We start from the raw sequence: 21,366 nt of genomic DNA, 5'->3' as shown, positions 1-21,366 counted from the left end.
ACGTCATGCACATTGGTTTTCTGTCACCCCTGGCACTGGCCCTGCTCGCCGGTCTCTCCCTGCCGGCACTCGCCAGCTCCGACGACTCGTGCTACCCCGACTGGAGGGTCTCGCGGGACAGCCTGGACACCTGCAACAACCTGCCGTTCCTGAGCCCCGGCAATGACAGCCGAACCAACCTGCGCCTGTTACTGGCCGACAAAAAAGCCGCGCCCCTGGCACCGAACGCCTTGAGCGAGGACGACCTGTCCCAAGGCTTCGGTCCGGTGCCGTTCCCGGTGTACCGCCTGGTGCCGATCGCCGCCGCGCCGGCCGAAGCGGATAACACATCGCACACCTCGCCCAGCGCCGAACTCGACACCCTGCTCCAGCCTTTGGGCATCAAGCGCGACGAATACAAATCGGCGGGGGCTGACTTCCTGAATGGCGAAGGCAGCCGCTGCCGCAGCAACGACGATGACAGCGCCACCGCGTTTATCCGCCAGGTGCTCAAGGCCGACATGCCGGCAGCCGAACGCGAGCTACTGGTGAAGGCGCGTTTGCAATTGCTCACGGCCTGTTCTTGGGAAGGCCAAGTGCTGGATGCACAGCAGATCCAATCCAGCGAAGGCCAATTGTTCCGCACTTATCTGCAGGCCGCCGCCGACTTCTATAGCGGCCGTTTCAGCGACGCCGAGCGCGGTTTCGCCGGCGCCAGCACCAGCAATGTGCCCTGGCTGAAGGAAACCGCGCTGTACATGACCGCGCGGACGTCACTGAACCAGGCGCAGGCCAACGCCTTCGACGAATACGGCATGCCGCAACTCGAGCATGTGGATAAGTCCGCCCTGAGCGACGCCGAAGAAGGCTTCCTCGGTTACCTGAAGACTTATCCACAGGGTGATTACGTCGCCTCCGCCCGTGGCCTGCTGCGCCGGGTGTATTGGTTGGCGGACGATCAAGCCAAGCTCGCCGAGGCCTATGCCTGGCAACTGACCCAGGCCACCGACGCCCAGCGCAATGTGTCCGTGGATGAGCTGGTGGCCGAAGCCGACGTCAAGCTGCTGATGGTCAACGGCAAGGCAGTCCAGAACCCGATGATCCTGCTCGTCAGCGACCTGATGCGGATGCGCGCTCACACGCCGCCGGCCCTCAGCCGCGCCGATCTCGATCAGCAAAAAGCCGTGTTTGCCGACACGCCGGCGCTGTTCGACTACCTGCAAGCGGCGTATGCCCTGTACGTCGAGCATCAGCCCGACAACGCGTTGAAACACCTGCCCCAGGACGTGCCGTCGAACCCGGATTACTTCGCCTTCAGCCAACAGACCCTGCGCGGCCTGGCCCTGGAAGCCAAGCAAGACTGGAAAGCCGCCGAAACCCTGTGGCTGCAACTGCTGCCGCTGGCCAAGCAACCGTTGCAACGCGACCAGTTGGAGCTGGCACTGGCGATGAATTACGAACGCAGCGGCCAGTTGGCCAAGGTGTTCGCCGCCGATTCGCCGATCAGCGCCAAACAGGTGCGCTACATCCTGCTGCGCCACATCGCCGGGCCGGACTTGCTGCGCCAACAGATCGCCCAGGCCCATGACCCGCTGGAGCGCCAGACCGCCCAATTCGTGCTGCTCTATAAAGACCTGCTGCGCGGCCAGTTCGCCACCTTCGACGACGACCTCAAGCAACTGCCGGCGTCGGTCCCGGACGACAAGCTGGGCACCAGCCTGGGTTATGTCTACAGCGCCAGCCAGACGTTGAAACTGTTCCAGTGGAACGGCGAAAAAGCTGAATCCGGCTACGCCTGCCCGAGCATTGCGCAAACCGCCGCGACCTTGCAGAACGACGCGAAAAACCCACAAGGCCTGAACTGCTTCGGCGAGTTCATCCTGCGCAACAACCTCGACGGCATGCCCCTTGAACAGGCACGCGCCGCCGGCAGCCTGGGCAGCACGCCATCGGACTTCAAGGGTGACACCTTCTCGCGGCTCGACGGCTACCAACAGGTGATCGGCAACCCCAAGGCGCCGAAAACCGACAAAGCCTACGCGCTGTTCCGCGCCATCAACTGCTACGCGCCCGCCGGCTATAACAGCTGCGGCGGCGAAGACGTCGCACCGGCCGTGCGCAAGGCCTGGTTCCGTCAACTCAAGACGGGCTTTGCCGACACGCAGTGGGGCAAATCCCTGCAGTACTACTGGTGAAACCGCTGTGGCTCGGCTTGCTGTTGCTGGCAAGCCCGGCTTTCGGCGCGGTCGACGCCCGCGACTATGACGCCTTCTGGCTGTGGAGCGGGGTCACGCCGCAGCCGGTGCTCAAGCAGGCAAACACCCTGTACATCCTCCAGGGCCAGATCAACGCCACCCGCCGCGCCCCCCAACGCGGCGTGCAATTGATCGCCCAGGGCATAAGCGTGCCGCGCATCACCCAGGGCGACATCTGGCTGGTCTACCGCGCCCACACCCTGCGCTGGCCGGACCGCGTCTACACCCAACTGCTCGGCCAGGTACAACGCTGGCGCGACGCCGGCAACCCGGTGATCGGCATCCAGATCGACTTCGACGCCCGCACCCAGTACCTGCACGAATACGCCGACTTCCTGCGCGACCTGCGCCAGCGCCTGCCCGCCGACCTGCGCCTGAGCATCACCGGCCTGATGGACTGGAGCAGCAACGCCGACCCAACCGCCATCGCCCGGCTCAACGGCGTGGTGGATGAGGTGGTGGTGCAGACGTATCAGGGGCGCCAGAGCATCCCGGATTACGCCGCGTATCTGCCACGGATGAATCGGCTGGGGCTGCCGTTCAAGATCGGCTTGATCCAGGGCGGGGAATGGACGGCGCCGGGGTATTTGAAGGGGAGTGAGTGGTTTCGCGGGTATGTGGTGTTTTTGCGCAACCCCTGATCAATCCTGACGCCCAATTAAAATATGCAAGAAGCCATGCGTCTTTGCTCCAACGGAGGCCCGGGCTAACCTCGACCCCTTTCTAAATCTTCGCCTCGCAGGAAATGACGAGAAGATTTTCCCATTTCAGCGTCGAACGTCCGTCAACGGGTAGACCGACTCCCAGCCGCCGCCCAGCGCTTTATACAACCCCACCATCGCCAACGACACGCCGGTAGAGCTTTCCACCCACTGCTCTTGCGTGGTCAGCAGCGCGCTTTGCACGGTGAGTACGTTGACGAAATCCACCACGCCTTCGACGTACTGGTGTTGCGCGGTGGACAGGGCGATCTGGTTCTGGCGCACCGCTTCGGCGAGGCTGTCGCGGCGCAGTTGGCTGGTGTTGTAGCGGGTCAGTTGATCGTCGATTTCATGCCAGGCACGCAGCACGGTGTGTTGGTAGGCCAGCGCGGCTTCCTGCTGCTGGGCTTCGCGCAGGTTCAACATGCCTTGCAAGCGCCCGCCGTTGAACAGCGGCAGGCTGAATTGCGGGCCGAAGGCAAATGCGCGGGAGCCCCAGGAGCCGAAGTCCGACAGTTGCATGGCCTGGGAGCCGAGACTGCCGGACAGGGTGATGCGCGGATAGAAGTCGCCCCGGGCCACGCCGATGCTGGCGGTGGCGGCGTGCAGGCGCGCTTCGGCCTGGCGGATATCGGGGCGGCGTTCGGCGAGTTGCGAAGGCAGGCCGATGGCAACCTGACGCGGGGTCTGCGGCACGGCCGCGTCCCTGGACAGTTGCGCATGCAGGGCTTGCGGCGGTTCGCCCATCAGCAGGCTGAGAGCGTTGATCAACTGGTCCTGGCGTTGCTGCAAATCCGGCAGGCGCGCTTCGATGGCCGCAACCTGGGCGGCGGCTTCAGCCACGTCCAGGTCCGTCGCTACACCGTCAGCCAGGCGAAGTTGCGACAGTGAGAGGCTGCGGCGGGCGACGGCAAGGTTTTGTTCGGTGACGGCGCGGGTGTTCTGCACGCCGCGCAGTTGGATGTAGTCCTGGGCGGTCTCGGCCAGCACCGACAGCAACACGGCGCGGCGGTCGTTTTCGGCGACGTGCAGGGTGGCGTCGGCGGCCTCGGTTTCGCGCTTGACGCGGCCCCAGAAGTCCAGCTCCCAGGAGGCGGAGAAGCCCATGTCCCATTGGCTGAATGCCGAGCGGCCATTTTCGCCGGAAGGGTCGCTCAAGCCTTTGCCGCTGTTGCGTTTGCGTTGAGAGCCACCCGTGGCATCGACATTGGGGTAACGTTCGGCGGTGATCACCTGGCGCATGGCGCGGCTTTGTTGCAGGCGGCTGCTGGCCAGTTTCAGGTCCAGGTTATCGGTGAGGGCGCGACGGGTGAGGGCCGACAGTTGCTCGTCATGGAACACGTCCCACCAGCGCTCTTGCAGCGCATCGCTGACCGCGCGACTGGCCGCCTGACGGCCCTGGGGTTCGGCCCATTGCGCCATGGGCAGGCCTTGTGGCCGCTGAAAATCCGGGCCGACGCTGCAGGCGGTCAGGCTGATGAGGCTCAAGGTAAGCCAGGCGACCTGTCTCATTGCTGGGCCACCTCACGCTGTTGCGCGACGGACCGGGTGTCGACGCTGGCTTCCACCGACATGCCGACGCGCAGGCGTTCGGTCAGCGCTTGGTGGGGTTCGAGGACGATCTTCACCGGAATGCGCTGCACCACCTTGGTGAAGTTGCCGGTGGCATTGTCCGGTTTGACCGCGGAGAACGTCACCCCGGTCGCGGGTGCCAGGCTTTCGAGGTGACCGTCGAGCAACTCGCCGTCGAGGCTGTCGACGCGCACCTGCACGGCCTGGCCGGCATGCATATGGAGAAGCTGGGTTTCCTGGAAGTTAGCGACCACGTATGCCTCGGCCAACGGCACCACCGCGAGGATTTTGCTGCCCGGCGTGACGTAGGCCCCGACCCGCACCGCGCGTTCGCCGACCATGCCATCCAGCGGCGCGACGATGCGCGTATAGGACAACTGATAGCTGGCCATTTCCAGAGCGGCCTGGGCGCGCTTGAGTCCACCGGCGGCGGCGTCGCGCAAGGCGCTGAGGATCTCCACCTGCTTGCGCTCGGCCGCCAGCACCGCCGTGGCATTGGTCAGGCGCGCGGTGGCCTGGTCGATGCGCGTCCTGGCTTGCTGGGCGTTCTGCACAGTGCCCGCACCGACACCGGCGAGGTGGTTGTAGCGGTTCAGTTCGTGTTCGGCGAAGGCGACTTCGGCGCGCTCTGCCGCCACCGTGGCCTGGGCCTGGGTGATCACCGAGCTTTGGCGCTCAAGGGTGGCGGTGGCGTTTTTCAGTTGAGCCTGGGCCACCAACATATCCGCATCGGCAGCCTGGGCGGCGGCGCGAAAATCGCGGTCGTCGATCAGCGCCAACAACTGGCCGGCCTTGACGCGCTGGTTGTCTTCCACCAACACCTCCTTGATAAACCCGGCCACACGGGGTGCGACCAGGGTGAAGTCGGCGGCGACGAAGGCGTCATTGGTGGTCTGGCGCTGGCTGCCCAGCAGACCCGGCACAGCCTGGTACAGCAGCACGCCGACGGCGAACACAGCGATGGCGGAGACAGCCATTTTGTCTTTGCGTTTCATGGAAAGTCCTTAGGGCTCGGTGAGCAATCAAGTCGGCGCGCGGGGCGGAAAAATCCGCGTGGGCATCCAGAAAATCAGCAGGATCAACGTCGCCGCGACAACCGCCATGACGTAATAGAGATCCGAGGAAGTGAGTACCACGGCCTGCGCGTGCAGGCGCTGGGCCAGGCCTGGCGCGTCGCTGTCGGCCAGTGGCGAGTTGCCCAGGCGGTCGACCAGCACAGTCGAGTGGAAATGCAGGCGCCGGGTGGTCAACACATCGAGAACGGCGGTGGCGATCACGGCGGCCAACCCCTTGACGGTGTTGAACCAGGCCGAAGCGAACGGCCCGTCCGCCGGTTGGATGCTGCCCGTGGAGAGCATCAGCAGCGGCAACACGGCCATGGGTTGGCCGAAGATTTGCAGCAGATACAGGCCATAGAAATCGTCGCGCACCCACGCCGACGTCAGGTGCACACTGCCGATGCAAGACAGCGCCAACAGGCCCAGCCCGATCCCCAGCACCCAACGGCAATCGACCCAACGCAGGTTGCACATCGCCGCCACCAGCGGCAGCGCGATCAATTGCGGCAGCGCCATCAGCAACATCAGCGGCGCGGTTTGCAGCGGCCGGTAACCCTGAATCTGGGCAAGGAAACTCGACGGGATGATGATCACTGAGGTCAGCACTATCAACACCCCCGCGAGCACGATCAGGGCAAACGCTAAGTTACGCAGGCCAAGCATCTGCAAATTGAAAAACGGCATCGGGTGCGACCATTCATTGAACATGAACAGCACCAGCAACAATGCGCCGCCGCCCAGCAAGCCGGTGATCAGGCCCGACTCGAACCAGTCCAGGCGGTTGCCCTGCAACAGGCCGATCACCAGCATGCAGATCGCCGGAAAACCCAGCAGCAGGCCGCGCCAGTTGAACTGCTTGAAGCGCTCCAGCCGCAGCGGGTCTTGTGGCAGGCCGTAAGCCACGGCGGCCATTGCCAGCAGGCACGGCCCGACGATCTGCCAGAACGCCCATTGCCAGCCGACGTATTCGGTCCACAACGCCGCCAGCGGCGTACCCAGACTCGGCCCGAAGGTGGCCGTGAGCGCGTAGCCGGCCAGGCCATACAGTTTGACGTTGGCCGGCAGAAAACGCAGCGCCACGGTCATCAGCATCGGCGGCAACGCGCCGCCCGCCAGGCCTTGCACAGTGCGCAACAGCAGCAGGCTTTCGTAGTTCGGCGCAAACGGACACAGGATGCCGAGCACGGTGAACAGGCCGATGGCGCACAGGGTGAAACGGCGCAGAGAAAACGTCACCGAACACCAGGGCGCAAACGCCATGGCCGCTACGGAAGTGGCCGTGTAGGCCGCGACCAGCCAGGTGCCTTCGTCAAAACCGATGTACAGCGCGCCACGGATATCGGCGAGGGCGACCTTGGTGACCATTTCGTTGAGACCGGACACCAACACCGCGAGCAAAACGCCGACCAGGCCAACGATGATACGCGGGCCGAACACGGGCGGGCTCGGGGCAGTGGGTTTGGCCGCGGCCAGGGGGGCCGGGGCAGCGAGGGACGTCATGAACAGGTAACTCGGGATGAGAAATACCCGAGCAGTTTAATTGGGCACATTCATGACAAAAAGTTACTTATCGGAAGGTTATAAGTGCGCCGGACGCAATCCTGGGCTCACCCCTTCCACCCTTGATCATGCACGCTTAAAGCCTGGGCAGGCTGGGCTTCCAACCAGGTGGCGTGGCAACTCTCGCGCAGGGTTTCGCGCAGCCATTTGTGGGCCGGGTCCTTGTCGAAACGCGGGTGCCAGAATTGGGCCAGGACCAGGGTCGGCAGGGAAATCGGCAACGGGAACACACGCAACGGCAACTTCAAGCGATTGACGCTGTAGAGCGCTTCCTTGGGCACCGGCAGTAACAGGTCGGAGTCGGGCAACATGAACATCGCGCCGTGAAAACCCGGGGCGATCATTGCCACGTGGCGCTCCAGGCCCAGGGCATTGAGCGCAGTGTCGATCGGCCCTCGGGCGATGCCGCGTCGCGAGATGCTGATGTGGGAATAGCTGGCGAACCGTGCGGCGGTGATCTCCTCATCGAACAAGGGATGATCTTCCCGCGCGAGCCCGACGAAGGTGGTGGAGAACAGGTTCTGCACCTTGACTTCGGGACTGGCGGGCAGGGTATTGCTCACCCGCAAGTCCAGGCGCCCTTCGCGCAGCGCTTCGTCGTCGGTATCGCCTTCGGGCACGAAGCACAGCTCGCATAACGGTGCCGAACGCTCCAGGGTGTCGAACAGACGACCGCCATACACACCGATGAAAAAGTCGTTGGCCCGCACGCTGAAGCGCCGGCGCAGGGTGCTCAGGTCGACCTGATCCGCCGAACGGAACAGCAGCGCCGCCTGTTCCACTACGCTGCGCACCTGGCCCTGCAACGCCAGCGCCTTGGGCGTCGGCACCAGGCCACGCCCGGCGCGTACCAGGATCGGGTCACCCACCGCCTCGCGAATACGCGTGAGGGTGCGGCTCATCGCCGCCGGGCTGAGGTTCATCCGCCGCGCAGCACCGACCACGCTGCCCTCGTCGAGCAATGCGTCGAGAGCGACCAGCAGGTTCATGTCCGGTAGTTGCATGCCAAGCACTCGTGATCGATAGGGAGTGAACTGGGCGCAATCGTAACAGGGATGTCGCGTGGGGCTACAGCATCAACGCTGCATGCCCCAACGCTTCACGGTGAGCCGCTCGAACGTGTCGAATACCAGGTTCTCCACCAGCAAGCCGATCAGGATCACCACCGCCAGCCCGGCAAAAACCTTATCGGTGTACAGCTCATTGCGGTTCTGGAAGATGTACCAGCCCAAGCCACCTTTACCGCTGGTGGCGCCGAACACCAGCTCGGCGGCAATCAGCGTGCGCCAGGCAAATGCCCAGCCGATTTTCAGGCCGGCGAGGATCGACGGCAGTGCCGCCGGGATCAGGATGAACAGCACGAAGCGCATGCCCTTCAACCCGTAGTTGCGACCGGCCATGCGCAGGGTTTCGGACACGCCGAGAAACCCCGAATAGGTGTTGAGCGCCAACGCCCACAATACCGAATGCACCAGCACGAAAATCAGGCTGTTCTGGCCCAGGCCAAACCACAAGAGTGCCAGCGGCAACAGCGCAATCGCCGGCAGCGGGTTGAACATCGAGGTCAGGGTGCTGAGCAGGTCGCGGCCCAGTTGGGTCGACACCGCCAGTGTGGTCAGGGCAAATGCCAGCACAATGCCGATCAGGTAACCCTTGATCAGCACCACCAACGAAATGCTGACTTTGCTCAGCAGCTCGCCACTCAGAAGCCCGTCGTAGAGCGCGTGAAACGTCTGCAAGAAACTCGGCAGCAATAGGTCATTGTTCTGGTAGCGCGCAACCGCTTCCCAGAGGATCGCGAGCACGATCAGGATCAACCCTTTGCGCAACCAGCCTTGTTGCCACAAGCGTTGGCGCAGGGGCAGCTCGCGCTCCACGGGGACGCTGAGCAGCGGTTCGAGGGTGACTTCATATTCCTGGCGCATGGGAGGGGCCCTTCAGTAAGCGATGCGGATATCGGCGAAGCCCAACTCACGTTCGGCTTCGGGGGCTTCATCGAACAGCAGGCGATGAATCCTTCGCGCCGAGGCCTGGAATTGCGCACCGCCAAGGCTGTGCAGATCGTATTGATGGCTGTGGATTTCCGCGCGCACGCGCCCGGGATGGGGCGACAGCAACAGGATGCGATTGCCCACCACCAGCGCCTCTTCGATGGAGTGGGTGACGAACAGCAAGGTGAAACGCACCTCTTCCCAGAGCCGCAGCAACTCTTCCTGCATCTTGCGTCGGGTCAGCGCATCGAGGGCGGCGAAGGGTTCGTCCATCAACAGGATTTTCGGCTGCATCGCCAGGGCGCGGGCGATGGCCACGCGGGCTTTCATGCCGCCGGAGAGGGTGTGCGGATAGGCGTCGGCAAAGGCGCCGAGGCCGACTTTGTCGAGGTAGTGCAACGCGCGTTCTTCGGCGTCCCGCCGCTTGAGGGTGTTCGACGCCAGCAGCGGGAACATGACGTTTTGTTTGACGGTTTTCCACGGCGGCAGCTGGTCGAACTCCTGGAACACCACGATGCGGTCTGGACCGGGCTGTTCGACCTTCTGCCCCAGCAGGCGGATCTCCCCTTCGCAAGGCTGGATAAACCCGGCGATGGACTTGAGCAAGGTGGATTTGCCGCAACCCGACGGGCCGAGCAACACGTAGCGGTCGGCCGGGTCGATGTCGAAACTGACTTGGTGGGTGGCCCGCACCACGCGCTCGGGGGTGCGGTATTCGAGGCTGACGTTGTCCACCGCCAGCAGCGCAGTGGCGGTGGGCAGGTTGCTGGCCGTGTGGCCTTGCAGGGGCGCGTTCATCTCAGCTTCCTTGCAGGGGCTTGGCGTCCTGGAAGAAGTAGTCCTTCCACGATTCCGGCTTGTTCTTGATTGCGCCGACGCGGTAGAGGAACTCCGCCAGCGGGTAAGTGTTTTTCGGCGTGACACTGAACTCGAATTGCGGGTTGTCGATGATTTTCAGCAGCTCGGCACGGTCGATCTTGGCCTTGGTTACGCGGATGTATGTGTCGGCGGCGGCGCCTTTGTCGTGCTGGGCGAACTGCGCGGCTTCGGTCAGCGCATCGACGAATGCCTTGTAGGTTTTCGGGTTGTCGTTACGGAATTTTTCAGTGGCGAACAACACCGTCGGCGAGTTCGGGCCCAGCAGGTCATAAGTGTTGAGCACCACATGCACATTGGGGTTCGCCAGGGCCTGGTCCTGGAACGGCGGGTTGGAAAAGTGCCCGGTCAGCTCGGTACCGCCGGCGATCAGCGCCGCCGTGGCGTCGGGGTGCGGGACGGCGACGGTGTACTGATCGAGGCGATTGAATTGCTTGTCGCCCCACTGCTTGGCAGCTGCGTATTGCAGGAAGCGCGACTGCACCGACACCCCCACCGCCGGTACCGCGATGCGGTCGCTATCGGTGAAATCGGCGATGGTCTTGACCTTGGGATTGTTGCTCACCAAGTAGTAGGGAAAGTTACCGAGGGAGGCGACGGCCTTGACGTTCTGCTTGCCGCGGGTACGGTCCCAGATGGTCAGCAGCGGCCCGACGCCGGCACCGGCAATGTCGATGGAACCGGAGAGCAACGCATCATTCACGGCCGCGCCGCCGGAGAGTTGGGTCCAGTCGACCTTAATATCGAGGCCTTCCTGCTTACCGTATTTTTCGATGAGGTGCTGGTCGCGCACCACGTTGAGCAACAGGTAGACGATGCCGAACTGCTCGGCGATGCGAATCTCACCTTCAGCCTGCGCCACCGCCGGGACGACGAGGCTGCCGGCCAGCAGGCTGATACCCAGGCCGAACGTGGCGGCCAGCCGCGCAAATGGAGTGTTTCTGGACATGGTCATGCTCCGAATCAGAAAGGCGCGTCGCCCTGGATGGTGGTGCGGTACAGCTTGCGGCGCAGATGGCTCGGGCAACCGGTAGCCAGGTGGATCAGCGAGCGGTTGTCCCAGAACACCAAGTCGTGGGGCTGCCAGTGGTGGCGGTAGATATTGTCCGGCAGCACGCTGTGGGCGTAGAGCTGGGCCAGCAGGTCGCGGCTTTCGTCTTCCGGCAGGCCGACGATGCGGGTGGTGAAGCCTTCACTGACGAACAGCGCCTTGCGGCCGTTTTCCGGATGGGTACGCACAATCGGGTGGACCACTTCGGCGACCTGGGCGAGCTGCTCGGGAGTCAGTGTCGGGCGCCAGCTGCCTTCGAATTTGGTTTCGCTGTAACGCGCGGTGTAGGAATGCGCAGCGCTGCGGCCGTGTACGGCGTTGCGCAGGTGCTCGGGCAAGTGGTCCCAGGCCTTGTGCATGTCGGCAAACAGGGTGTCGCCGCCTTCGGCTGGCAGTTCCCGGGCATGCAGCATCGAGCCCAGGCTGGGCAGTTCTTTATAGGAAAGGTCCGAATGCCAGAACTTGCCCGCATCGCCCAGGCCGATGGCTTGGCCGTTTTCGATGATGTTGGAGACAATCAGGATTTCCGGGTGGTTGGCCAGCAGGAACTGCTTGAGCACATGGATCTGCAGCACGCCAAAGCGGCGACTGAAGGCGATCTGCTGGTCGGGGGTGATGCGCTGGTCGCGAAAGACCACCACATGGTGATCCAGGTGCGCGCGGTGAATGCGGGCGAAATCCTCGTCATTGACCGGGCGGGACAAATCCAGGCCGATGATCTCGGCCCCCACGCTGCCGGGGAGTGGACGAATCTCGAAGGTTTGGGCGTTAGGGATCGCTGCTGGAACAGTAGAGGTGGCTGACATGAATTCACTCCCGATCGGACAGGAGAGTGACTTTATAGATATAAGAACTGTATTTTAAATACCGTTAGAGAATATGCATAGACAGGAATGCACCGACGAAACCCTGCGTTGGGCGGCGGGAATGGAACAAACGATGGCGGTGAAGTGTTCAATGCAGGGCAATCCGACACCTCCGTGTAAGACAGCGCAAAAGCTCGATGTGGGCACCCAGAGTGGCGTGTTTAGCCGCTTACAAGCCGAAAACCTTGCTCGTTTGACAAGCCTGTAGGCAATCTCTAGTGTGCATTGGATCCAATAAGCCATTGCCATTCTATGAGGAGGCTAGCGTAGCCGTGACGCAAAAGCCGAGCCCTTTGAGCAGTATCAAGGTCAGCGGGCCTATTCCCGCCCATCTTGCTCGTTCCGTAATCGAAGAAACCTTGCGCAACGCCATCCTCGATGGCCGATTGCCTTGTGGTACCGCCATGCGCCAGCAGGAGCTGGCCAGCCTGTTCGGCGTCAGTCGCATGCCCGTGCGTGAAGCCCTTCGGCAGCTGGAAGCCCAGTCGTTGCTGCACGTCGTGACGCACAAGGGGGCGGTGGTTGCACCGCTGATCGAAGACAATTCGGCCGAGACCTACGCCCTGCGCATGCTGCTGGAGTCCGAAGCGCTGCGCTTGTCGATTCCGTTGCTCAGCGCAGACGACATTGCCCAGGCCGATGCCTTCATCACGGCGCTGGAACAAGAGAAAGACTATACCGAGATCGGCCGGCTCAACCGCCTGTTCCACATGGCGCTGTATGGCAAGGCCCCCAACCGGCGGCTACTCACGTTGGTCGAACACGGTTTGAATGAAGAGGAGCGCTTCCTGCGTTTCAACCTTGAGGCGATGGGGCTCGGCGAGACGTCCCAGGAAGATCACCGCGAACTGCTGAGCCTGGTGGCGCAGAAGAAGGTCGACGAAAGTATCCTGACGTTGCGCAATCACTTGATGCGAGGCATGGAGGTCATCAGCACTTACCTCAAGGGCCTTAAGGCGACCGGCAACTGAACTTTCCCAGCCTGCTTCACCGATCAAGCATTGCGGGGCGGCCTTCGCTGTTGGCAGAACCTGCATCAAGGCGCCCCGGTTAAAACTATTCGACTGCGTAATGCCTGCTAATGCTCGAGAAACTTCCCACGTTTAATAATATAACTTACCCACAATCGGAATCTTTTCGAAAAAACATCTAATACATTTATAAGCTCGCCCAAACGTTTAATCGGCTTATTATCTTTCTTCAATAAACCAAGCACCTCAACAGCCTGCACGAACCCTTGTTTGGGCAGCGCTGCGCGCGCTGCTTGGCTAAACGTTATCTGTCCGCTTTTGGGCTGCAAAAGCCCAGCACTGTTTTCAGAGCAGTCGCAACAACTTATAGGCATCAACTATGTATCAAGGTTTACTTAAACAAAAAAAACTGCAGTTATGCAGCCATCCGTTATTTGAAGAAATAACTTCACTTGGCAAGTTACAACTCTTTATGGAAAACCATGTATTTGCCGTTTGGGACTTCATGAGCCTCACCAAACGCCTGCAACGGGACCTGACCTGTACGCAATTACCCTGGCTCCCGCCGACCGACCCGCAAGCCGCCCGCCTGATCAACGAAATCGTGCTGGGCGAGGAGTCGGACGAACACCCCCGGCGCGGTCATTGCAGCCACTTCGAGCTGTACCGCGAAGCCATGCTCGAAGTGGGCGCCAGTACCCACGCTATCGATACGTTCATCACGCTGCAACGTCGGGGCGTCGAGGCCAATGCCGCCCTGGGCCAGGTCGATGTGCTGCCCGGCGTGGCCCGCTTCGTCGCCAGCACGTTGCACATCGCGTTGAATGCGCCCACCCATTGTGTGGCCGCCGCCTTCCTGCACGGCCGCGAAAGCATTATCCCGAGCATGTTCGAACGGCTGTTGCAGGGCAGTGAGATCATCAGAAGCCAGGCGCCAACCTTGGGCGAGTACCTCAACCGCCACATCGAACTGGACACCCAAGACCACGAGCCAGGGGCGCAGAGGATGCTCCAGGGCCTTACCGACAACGCACCCGAGCGCCAGCAACAGGCGGCTGAAACCGCGGTCAACGCCGTGGAAAACCGCATCAAGCTCTGGGACGACGTACACACCTTGCTGCAACAGGTGCGCCCATGAACATCAGCGCCTACCGCTCCATCGCCGAAGACTGGGAACGCCGCGCCACCATCCGCACACGCCCTCGCCGCCTGCTGGAAAACGACGACAAACTGATCTACCCGCTGTGCCGCCAGCCCCTGGTGCTCAGCGCGACCTTCCTTGAACATTGCCCGCAGTGGCGCGACTTCGTGCTGTTGCAAAGCTTCTACAAATTCATCAATGACGTGGTGATTTTCGAAACCGAGATCGTCGACAGGACCGCGCGCAACATCGCCAAGAACCGTTTCGCCCTGCCCTTCCCCCTTGTGTGTCGCTATGACGCGATGACCGTCGTGGTGGACGAGGACTATCACGCCCTGGTCGCGCTGGACTTCCTGCAACAGACCGTGAAGATGACCGGTATATCACCGCTGGATCTGCCCGGGCAGATCGAACTGAGCCGCGCCCTGCCGGCGGCGCAGGCGCAAGCCCCGGCGCACCTGCGCGATGCGGTGGAATTGATTGCCGTGGCCATTGCCGAAAACACCGTGACCCATGACGTGGCGGCGTTTTCCAGGGACGACAGCGTCAAGGCCTCCATCCGTGGCTTGATGGCCGATCACCTGTTCGACGAAGGGCGCCATGGGCAGTTCTGGACACGCCTGGTGCGCCTCTATTGGCAGGCGGCAAGCCCGGCTGACCGCGACAGCATTGCGCCGGTCTTGCCCATCTTTCTGGCGCATTACCTGACTAACGAGCTGCAAAAATCCTTCGACCTGCAACTGATTGATCAGTTGGACGTCAGCGCTGACGTTCGCCATGCGCTGCGGGCCGACATGGCGGCACTGGAGTTCCCCATCACCCGCCACCACCCGCTGATCGGCAACATCATGGGCTTTCTGCAACACAGCGGTTTGCTGCAGACACCGAGCGTGGCCCTGGCATTGGCCGACTATCTGCCGGTGGCCGGGAGAGCGGCATGAGGCGCCTGACAATTGGATGGTTGGGTATCAGCCGTGCCCTGGATGCGGTGAGGGTGGAGCTGGAACAGTATGGTCATCTGTCGGGGCATGACGCTGCCGACCTGGTGATCGAGGACGGTAGCGAGTCACTGCCCGCGCACCTGGCCGCCGCTCCACGCATCAGCCTGCGCCTGGGCGTCGGCCCGCTGACGGAGCATGGGTTGCCGCGGCTGCAGTTACGCGCTTATGCCGCCGGCCAATGCTTGCTGGCCGTGCTGGACCTTGCCGACGCGCCCAGCGGCAATGGCCAGCGACTGCGCCTGCAAGCGACAAGCGCGCTGGTGGAATGGGTCGCCGTGCTGGTCAGCGGCTTCGCCCGCGACCCGGAGTATTGCCCCGCCGCGGCCGGCATCAATGCCTGGCCCGAACACAGCTTGCAAAAGCTGGAGGCACTGGCGTTCGTGCATCGGTTCAATCACACCGCCGATGTGCAATTGCTGCAGGCAGCGCAGGTGCCGATAATCGAACGACTGCAAGCCAGCCTGCTCACCTTCGCCGCACGACCGGCGCTGAACATTGCCGGCCGTGTGCTGACCTACCGACAATTGCACGCTCAAGCACGGGCGATCCAGCAACGCCTCGGCCCACTGCTGGAAGGCCTCGAGGTACCACCGGTGGTCGGGGTGTGCCTGGAAAAAACAACGGCGTTGTATGCCAGCATTCTTGCGGTGCTGGGCTGTGGCGCGGTTTACCTGCCACTGGCACCGGATCATCCGGCGCAACGCCAACAGGCCATGCTGGACAGCGCGGGAGCCAGGCTGTTGCTGGATGATGGCGGCCACCCGCTGCGCGAGTACTTCGTTTCATTGGATGTCAGTGCCCTCGATCAGCACGACACGTCACCGTTGCTGCAGCATCGCCCCTCCCCGGATGCACCGTGCATGGTGCTCTTCACCTCGGGCACCACCGGTCGCCCCAAAGGCGTGTTGCTGAGCCAGAGCAACCTGGCCCATTTCACCGCCTGGTTCGGCGGTTGCATGGGGCTGGACGAGCAGAGTCGGGTACTGCAGTTCGCTTCGTTGAGCTTCGACGCCTCGCTGATGGATATCTTCCCCAGCCTGATTGCCGGCGCCGAGTTGATTGTTCCAAGCGAGGCGCAACGACGCGACCCGCAGCAGCTGGTAGAACTGATCCGCCAGCAGCAGATCACCCATGCCTTCCTGCCGCCGGCGCTGCTGAGCATCCTGCCGCTGGACCAACCGCTGGGCCTGACGCACCTGCTGACCGGCGGCGATGCCTGTGAACCCTATGTGATCGAACGACTGGCCGGCCAATGCCAGTTGCACAACCTCTATGGCCCCACCGAAGCCACGGTGCTGGTCACCCATCGCACGTTGCGGCCCGGGGACAGCAATCGCAACGCCGGCCGTCCCATCGCCAACAGCCAGGTGCTGATACTCGATGAGCATTTGCAGCCAGTGGACGAACAGGTGATGGGCGAGCTGTACATCGTCGGGCCGGGCGTGAGCCTGGGGTACTTGAACGCAACACAACTGCACGACGACCCTTTTGTCGAACTGGTACTGCCGGGAGGACAACCCGTGTGCGCCTACCGCAGCGGTGATTACGCAAAGTGGACCGGCGACGGCATCGAGCTGGGCGGGCGTCGGGACGAGCAAGTGAAGATTCGGGGGTTTCGAGTCGAACCCCAGGAGATCGAACAGTGCCTGCGTGCCAGCCGCCTGTTCCGCCAGGTGGCGGTGGTGATCGACGGTGATCGCAGGATTCGCGGTGTGGTCGCCCAGCCGGAACCGGGTGCCACGATGGACGACCTCAAGCAGCATGCACGGCAGTGGCTGCCTGATTACATGCAACCCGAGCGGTGGATCGAACTCGCCGGCCTGCCTTACGCGAGCAACGGTAAAGTCGATCGCCAGGCCTTGTTGCAACTGCCGGTGCAGCGCCCTTCGAATCACACCGTAAAGGCCGCGCAAACGCCGCTGCAGGTTGAGCTGTTGGCGCTGTGGCATGAGTTGTTGCAGCTTCCTACGGGCACGTTGTCCATCGATGACAGCTTCTTTAACGTCGGCGGCCACTCCATTTTGCTGTCGAGCCTGCTGCTGCGGGTTCGCGAACAATTTGGTCGCAGCCTGCCCCTGAACAGCTTTTTTGAAATGCCGACCATTCGCACGCTCGCGGCGCTGCTGGAGGACGGCCCGCGCGCTGTCGCACCCGTCGGCCAGGCGGTTCAAGACGCACAGCGGGAACCGGCTTTTGAGGTGCTGCCCGAGGACCGCGCCGGTGATCGTCGCAAAGTGATCGTGACGGGGGCCAACAGTTTTATCGGGGTCCACATTGTCGAAGCCTTGCTGGCCGGCGGTGCGACCGAAGTGGCATGCCTGGTGCGGGAACTGCCGGACCAGCCGGCAACGGTCCGGTTCACCCAGGCGTTGCAGGAGTACCGCCTGGAACATCTGGACCGGAGCCGGGTGCAGGTGTACGCCGCCGATGTCAGCCAGCCTGGCCTGGGCCTGGCCGCTGAGGTGTACGAGCGCCTCGCCAGGGACTTTGGCGTGCTGGTGCATAACGCGGCGCGGGTCAACCATGTGATGGACTACGCGTCGCTGGTGAAAGACAACGTCGACCCGGTACTGGAATGCGTGCGCCTGTGTGAAACCCACAGCAAAAAGGTCTTCAACTTCATCTCGACACTCTCGGCATGCAGCGCCATCGACGCCGCTGGACAGGTCCTCGAGTCGCCTGCTGCGGCGACACCGCCGATCTACATCAAGAATGGTTACAACCTGTCCAAATGGGTGGCCGAGCGGCTATCGGCGCGCGCGCTGGAGCAAGGTGCCTGGGTGAATATCTATCGTCCGGGCAATATCAGTTTCAACAGCCAAAGCGGTGTTTGCCAACCACAGAAAAATCGCCTGATGCTGATGCTCAAGGGCTCGCTGCAGTTGGGCCTGGTTCCGCGCTTAGCGGTGAACTTCGACCTGATGCCGGTGGACTTTTTTGCACGCTTCATCGCGTTCCACTGCGCTCATTTCGCAACCGGGCGCAGCGTGTACAACCTGCATAACCCACAACCCCTGAGCTGGGAGCAGTACCTCGATGCATTCCGCGACGCCGGCTACACATTCGAGCGGGTCAGTGTCGCGCAGTGGCAACGGCAACTGCGAACGGTGGGCCGCGAAAATGCGCTGTTTGGCGTGCTGGGTTTTTACCTGGACGGGTTGGGTGAAGACATCGGCGATACGTCGATGATCCGTCACGACAACGCACGCCGGGGCGTGGAAGAAATGGGTAAGCCGTACCCCGAGAAAAGCCCCGCGCTGTTAGGCAAAGGCTGCGACTACCTCAAGGCCATCGGCTTTCTCTGAACCGCCTCAGGACAACCTCATGAAACCGTTGCAACCCGATACATTGATCCGCAACCCCCGGGGCACACCAGTGGTGGCCTCTGTCGTAGTCACCTGCGAGGCCGCCAGGCTGTGGGGCTTGGTGGGGGACTTTGCAGGCTTTGATGCGTTCATTCCCGCCTTGTCGCACATCGAAATGACCGGCACCGGCGTAGGCGCTTTGCGCACGAAGTATTTCCACGATGGCCATTGTGCGGTGGAGCAGCTCAACAGCCGTGACGAAGAGGCCATGTTCATGACCTGGACCACGGTCTACAACACCTTGGGCGTGGCCCGCCTGTGGGCGGCAATGCGTGTGGAGCCATTTGGCTGCGGATGCTCCAGGGCGACCTGGACGCTCATCGGCGAACCGGTCGACACCGCGCAGGAAGGGTTCGAACACTTTATGCAGAACTTCGCCGACGGCGCACTGGAAAATGTCCGACAAATGCTCGGCTAAGCAGTAGGAGCGAGAGGCCTCGCTCCTATGCCGCTGAGGTCAGATCTTGAAACTGTCGACCAGTTGTTTCAAGCGGCTGGCCTGTTGAGACAACGCGTCACAGTCCTTCAATGTTTCATTGAGGTTGGCCACGCCTTGCTGGTTCAGCAGGTTGATCTGGTTGATGTCGACATTGAGGGTTTCCACCACCGCGGTCTGCTCCTCGGTGGCAGCGGCGACCGACTGGTTCATGCCGTCGATTTCAACAATCCGCTGCGTCACGCTGATCAGGCGCTCACCGGCCTGGTTGGCGACTTCGACGCTCTCTTCGCTGGAGGTCTGGCTCGCGTTCATGGTGGTCACCGCTTCACGCGAACCCACTTGCAGCGAAGTAATCATTTTGTGGATTTCCTCCGCCGACTCCTGGGTACGGTGAGCCAGGTTGCGCACTTCATCGGCGACCACGGCAAACCCGCGACCCGCTTCCCCGGCACGGGCGGCCTCGATCGCGGCGTTGAGCGCGAGCAGGTTGGTCTGCTGGGAGATGCCTTTGATCACATCGAGAATGTGGCCGATGTTATCGGTGCTGGCGTTCAAGGTTTCGATCTGGGTGCAGGACAGGCTGATCTTTTGCGACAGTTCCGACATCGCCAGGATGGTTTTTTCCACCACTTTGCGCCCATCGTCAGCCTGCTCGCTGGCACCACTGGCGTGCTGGGAAGCGTCAGCGGCGTTACGCGCGATTTCCTGGGTCGCGGCGCCCAGTTCGTTGATTGCCGCCGCTACGCTGTTGGTGCGCGCGCTCTGCTCGTCAGAACCGACGATCGAAGCGTTGGACGACGCCATTACGCGCTGGGACAAGTCATGCACCTGGCGTGTTGCCGAGGACACCTCGGAAATCGAGGCGTGGATACGCTCGACGAACTGGTTGAAGGCACTGCCCACCTCGCCAAACTCATCTTTGCTGGTCACGTCCAGGCGGCGGGTCAGGTCACCCTCACCCTGGGCGATGTCCTGCATGGCAACGCCCATGGTGGTCAGCGGCCGCAGCAGTACTTGGATCAGCAAGCTCAAGAGCACCGCAATCGCCACCACGGCAATCAGCATGGCAATCAGCGCGGAGGTGCGGAATTTACCCAGGGGTGCGTAAGCTTTGTCTTTATCAATCGACAAGCCGATGTACCAGTCCGCACCTGGCAAGCCGGCGATAGGGGTGAAGGACAGAATGCGATCCTGACCGTTGAGGACAACATCCTGGTTAAGCTTCTCGATGCGGACGCTGGTGCCTGGGTAGATGTCCTTGAGGTTCTTCATCACCTGGCCCTGATCGGGGCTGACGATGACCTGACCGTCGCCGCTGACCAGGAACGCATGGCCGATGCCGCCGAAGTCTACCGAGTTGATGATCTTCACCAGCGTTTGCAGGCTCAGGTCACCACCGACCACGCCCAGCAACTCGCCGTTCTTTTTCACCGGCATGGCGATGGTCACGATCTGCCCACCCACGGCTGCCATGTAAGGCGGGGTCAGCATGGGTTTGTCAGCCGCCACGGCTTGCTTGTACCAAGGACGCTGGCGCGGGTCATAGCCATCGGGCATTTTTGCGTCGGGACGTTGGGTGAACACGCCGTTGGTTTGGCCGACGTAAGTGAACTGGAAGTTCGAGGTGAGTGCGGGCTGATCAACCAAGCCTGGAAGATCTGCAGTACTGCCCTGGTGGGCCATGTTTTGTGCCAGGTTTTCGAGTATCAACACGCGGCCACTGAGCCAGTTCTGCACACTGCTGGCGGTGAGTTCTCCGGATTGCTGGATGGACGACTCCAGGTTCTGTTTGATGGTGCTGCGCTGTAAGTAATCGTTGTACAACGTGAATAACGCGAAGGCCAAGACCACGACGCCTGACGCGGCCAACAGAATTTTATGACTGAACTTTAGATTCATTTCATCGACTTCTTTTGCCAAAGGGGGGGAGCGTGCTGGGTGGAACATTCCATGTAACGTCTGGGCAGACGCTTGATCTGCTCCAAATCGGTGCACGCATGGCTCGTCAGGCTTTCGGCCAAATGAAGTGGAATCTTAAGGTTTTGTCAGAAAGATCCTCTTTTTGAGTGGGAAACAGACCGGCGGTACAAGCAAGGCGTCCGAAACTGCAAAGTCTTGCAGTTTTCGAGGACGGATGAGCATCGATCAGATGCAGGGAGTCAGCTGAGCAGATATGCGACCGAAGCAGACCTCTTAAACGACAAAACCCCTGTCTGCGCAAGCAGACAGGGGTTTCGGAATTTAATCTTGACGATGACCTACTCTCACATGGGGAAACCCCACACTACCATCGGCGATGCATCGTTTCACTGCTGAGTTCGGGATGGGATCAGGTGGTTCCAATGCTCTATGGTCGTCAAGAAATTCTGTGTACCAGACCGTTGCCTTGGCAACGCTCCAGTGAAATTCGTGGACTTCTACTAAAACAAAACCCCTGTCTGCGTGAGCAAACAGGGGTTCTGGAATTTAATCTTGACGATGACCTACTCTCACATGGGGAAACCCCACACTACCATCGGCGATGCATCGTTTCACTGCTG

16 protein-coding genes and 1 rRNA gene are annotated in these 21,366 nt (G+C 61.9%); 7 read left to right on the top strand and 10 right to left on the bottom strand.

Annotated elements, in window-relative coordinates:
- Positions 1-5 precede the first annotated feature (5 nt).
- Both C8K66_RS24270 and C8K66_RS24265 read left to right on the top strand, forming a co-directional pair.
- Positions 6-2,174 carry a hypothetical protein gene (locus C8K66_RS24270; RefSeq protein ID WP_057006030.1) on the top strand — a complete coding sequence of 723 codons (2,169 nt, stop codon included), beginning with the start codon at positions 6-8 and terminating at the stop codon, positions 2,172-2,174.
- Positions 2,171-2,875 (top strand): DUF3142 domain-containing protein, encoded by a 705-nt coding sequence (locus C8K66_RS24265; RefSeq protein WP_046385125.1) that lies wholly within the window; start codon positions 2,171-2,173, stop codon positions 2,873-2,875. Before C8K66_RS24270 ends, C8K66_RS24265 begins: the two co-directional genes overlap by 4 nt.
- A 126-nt stretch (positions 2,876-3,001) precedes the next feature.
- Here C8K66_RS24265 and C8K66_RS24260 read toward each other — a convergent pair whose 3' ends face one another.
- From C8K66_RS24260 to C8K66_RS24225, 8 genes are all read right to left on the bottom strand, one after another.
- Positions 3,002-4,447, bottom strand: a complete 1,446-nt coding sequence (locus C8K66_RS24260; RefSeq protein WP_108526149.1) for an efflux transporter outer membrane subunit — start codon at positions 4,445-4,447, stop codon at positions 3,002-3,004.
- Complete coding sequence (locus C8K66_RS24255; RefSeq protein WP_046385127.1) at positions 4,444-5,502, bottom strand: HlyD family secretion protein; 1,059 nt, start codon at positions 5,500-5,502, stop codon at positions 4,444-4,446. Before C8K66_RS24255 ends, C8K66_RS24260 begins: the two co-directional genes overlap by 4 nt.
- A 27-nt stretch (positions 5,503-5,529) precedes the next feature.
- Complete coding sequence (locus C8K66_RS24250) at positions 5,530-7,065, bottom strand: MFS transporter (protein WP_046385128.1); 1,536 nt, start codon at positions 7,063-7,065, stop codon at positions 5,530-5,532.
- Between the two features lie 107 nt (positions 7,066-7,172).
- Positions 7,173-8,129 carry a LysR family transcriptional regulator gene (locus C8K66_RS24245; protein WP_057006033.1) on the bottom strand — a complete coding sequence of 319 codons (957 nt, stop codon included), beginning with the start codon at positions 8,127-8,129 and terminating at the stop codon, positions 7,173-7,175.
- 72 nt (positions 8,130-8,201) lie between these two features.
- The gene (locus C8K66_RS24240) at positions 8,202-9,050 is read right to left on the bottom strand and encodes an ABC transporter permease (protein ID WP_108526147.1); all 849 of its coding nucleotides are present in this window, start codon (positions 9,048-9,050) and stop codon (positions 8,202-8,204) included.
- 12 nt (positions 9,051-9,062) lie between these two features.
- Complete coding sequence (locus C8K66_RS24235) at positions 9,063-9,914, bottom strand: ABC transporter ATP-binding protein (protein ID WP_079442576.1); 852 nt, start codon at positions 9,912-9,914, stop codon at positions 9,063-9,065.
- A 1-nt stretch (position 9,915) separates the two neighbouring features.
- Positions 9,916-10,941 carry an ABC transporter substrate-binding protein gene (locus C8K66_RS24230; RefSeq protein ID WP_108526145.1) on the bottom strand — a complete coding sequence of 342 codons (1,026 nt, stop codon included), beginning with the start codon at positions 10,939-10,941 and terminating at the stop codon, positions 9,916-9,918.
- A 14-nt stretch (positions 10,942-10,955) separates the two neighbouring features.
- Positions 10,956-11,849, bottom strand: a complete 894-nt coding sequence (locus C8K66_RS24225; protein WP_057006036.1) for a TauD/TfdA family dioxygenase — start codon at positions 11,847-11,849, stop codon at positions 10,956-10,958.
- Positions 11,850-12,181: 332 nt separating this feature from the next.
- Between C8K66_RS24225 and C8K66_RS24220 the strand changes: the two genes are divergently transcribed.
- From C8K66_RS24220 to C8K66_RS24200, 5 genes are all read left to right on the top strand, one after another.
- Entirely contained in the window at positions 12,182-12,880 is a 699-nt protein-coding gene (locus C8K66_RS24220; RefSeq protein WP_057006037.1) for a GntR family transcriptional regulator, read from the top strand.
- A gap of 379 nt (positions 12,881-13,259) precedes the next feature.
- The gene (locus C8K66_RS24215; protein WP_057006038.1) at positions 13,260-14,018 is read left to right on the top strand and encodes a DUF3050 domain-containing protein; all 759 of its coding nucleotides are present in this window, start codon (positions 13,260-13,262) and stop codon (positions 14,016-14,018) included.
- Complete coding sequence (locus C8K66_RS24210) at positions 14,015-14,962, top strand: diiron oxygenase (protein WP_046483732.1); 948 nt, start codon at positions 14,015-14,017, stop codon at positions 14,960-14,962. The genes C8K66_RS24215 and C8K66_RS24210 overlap by 4 nt, the downstream gene beginning before the upstream one ends.
- A complete protein-coding gene (locus C8K66_RS24205; protein WP_108526143.1) occupies positions 14,959-18,327 on the top strand; it encodes an amino acid adenylation domain-containing protein in 3,369 nt (1,122 codons plus the stop codon). The genes C8K66_RS24210 and C8K66_RS24205 overlap by 4 nt, the downstream gene beginning before the upstream one ends.
- A 19-nt stretch (positions 18,328-18,346) precedes the next feature.
- Positions 18,347-18,805, top strand: coding sequence for an SRPBCC family protein (locus C8K66_RS24200; RefSeq protein ID WP_108526141.1), 459 nt, complete (start codon positions 18,347-18,349; stop codon positions 18,803-18,805).
- 39 nt (positions 18,806-18,844) lie between these two features.
- Here the strand turns inward: C8K66_RS24200 and C8K66_RS24195 are convergent, their stop codons facing one another.
- Together C8K66_RS24195 and rrf are read right to left on the bottom strand one after the other, a co-directional pair.
- Positions 18,845-20,725: a methyl-accepting chemotaxis protein gene (locus tag C8K66_RS24195; RefSeq protein WP_046385139.1), complete on the bottom strand. Its 1,881-nt coding sequence runs from the start codon at positions 20,723-20,725 to the stop codon at positions 18,845-18,847.
- Positions 20,726-21,071: 346 nt separating this feature from the next.
- A 5S ribosomal RNA gene (gene rrf / locus C8K66_RS24190) occupies positions 21,072-21,187 on the bottom strand.
- Between the last annotated feature and the right edge of the window lie 179 nt (positions 21,188-21,366).

The sequence above is a fragment of the Pseudomonas sp. GV105 genome (genome assembly GCF_003058185.1).
GTDB classification, from domain to species: domain Bacteria; phylum Pseudomonadota; class Gammaproteobacteria; order Pseudomonadales; family Pseudomonadaceae; genus Aquipseudomonas; species Aquipseudomonas veronii.
Note: the sequence above shows the minus strand (reverse complement) of the source record. Positions and strands in the feature narration are given on the sequence as shown.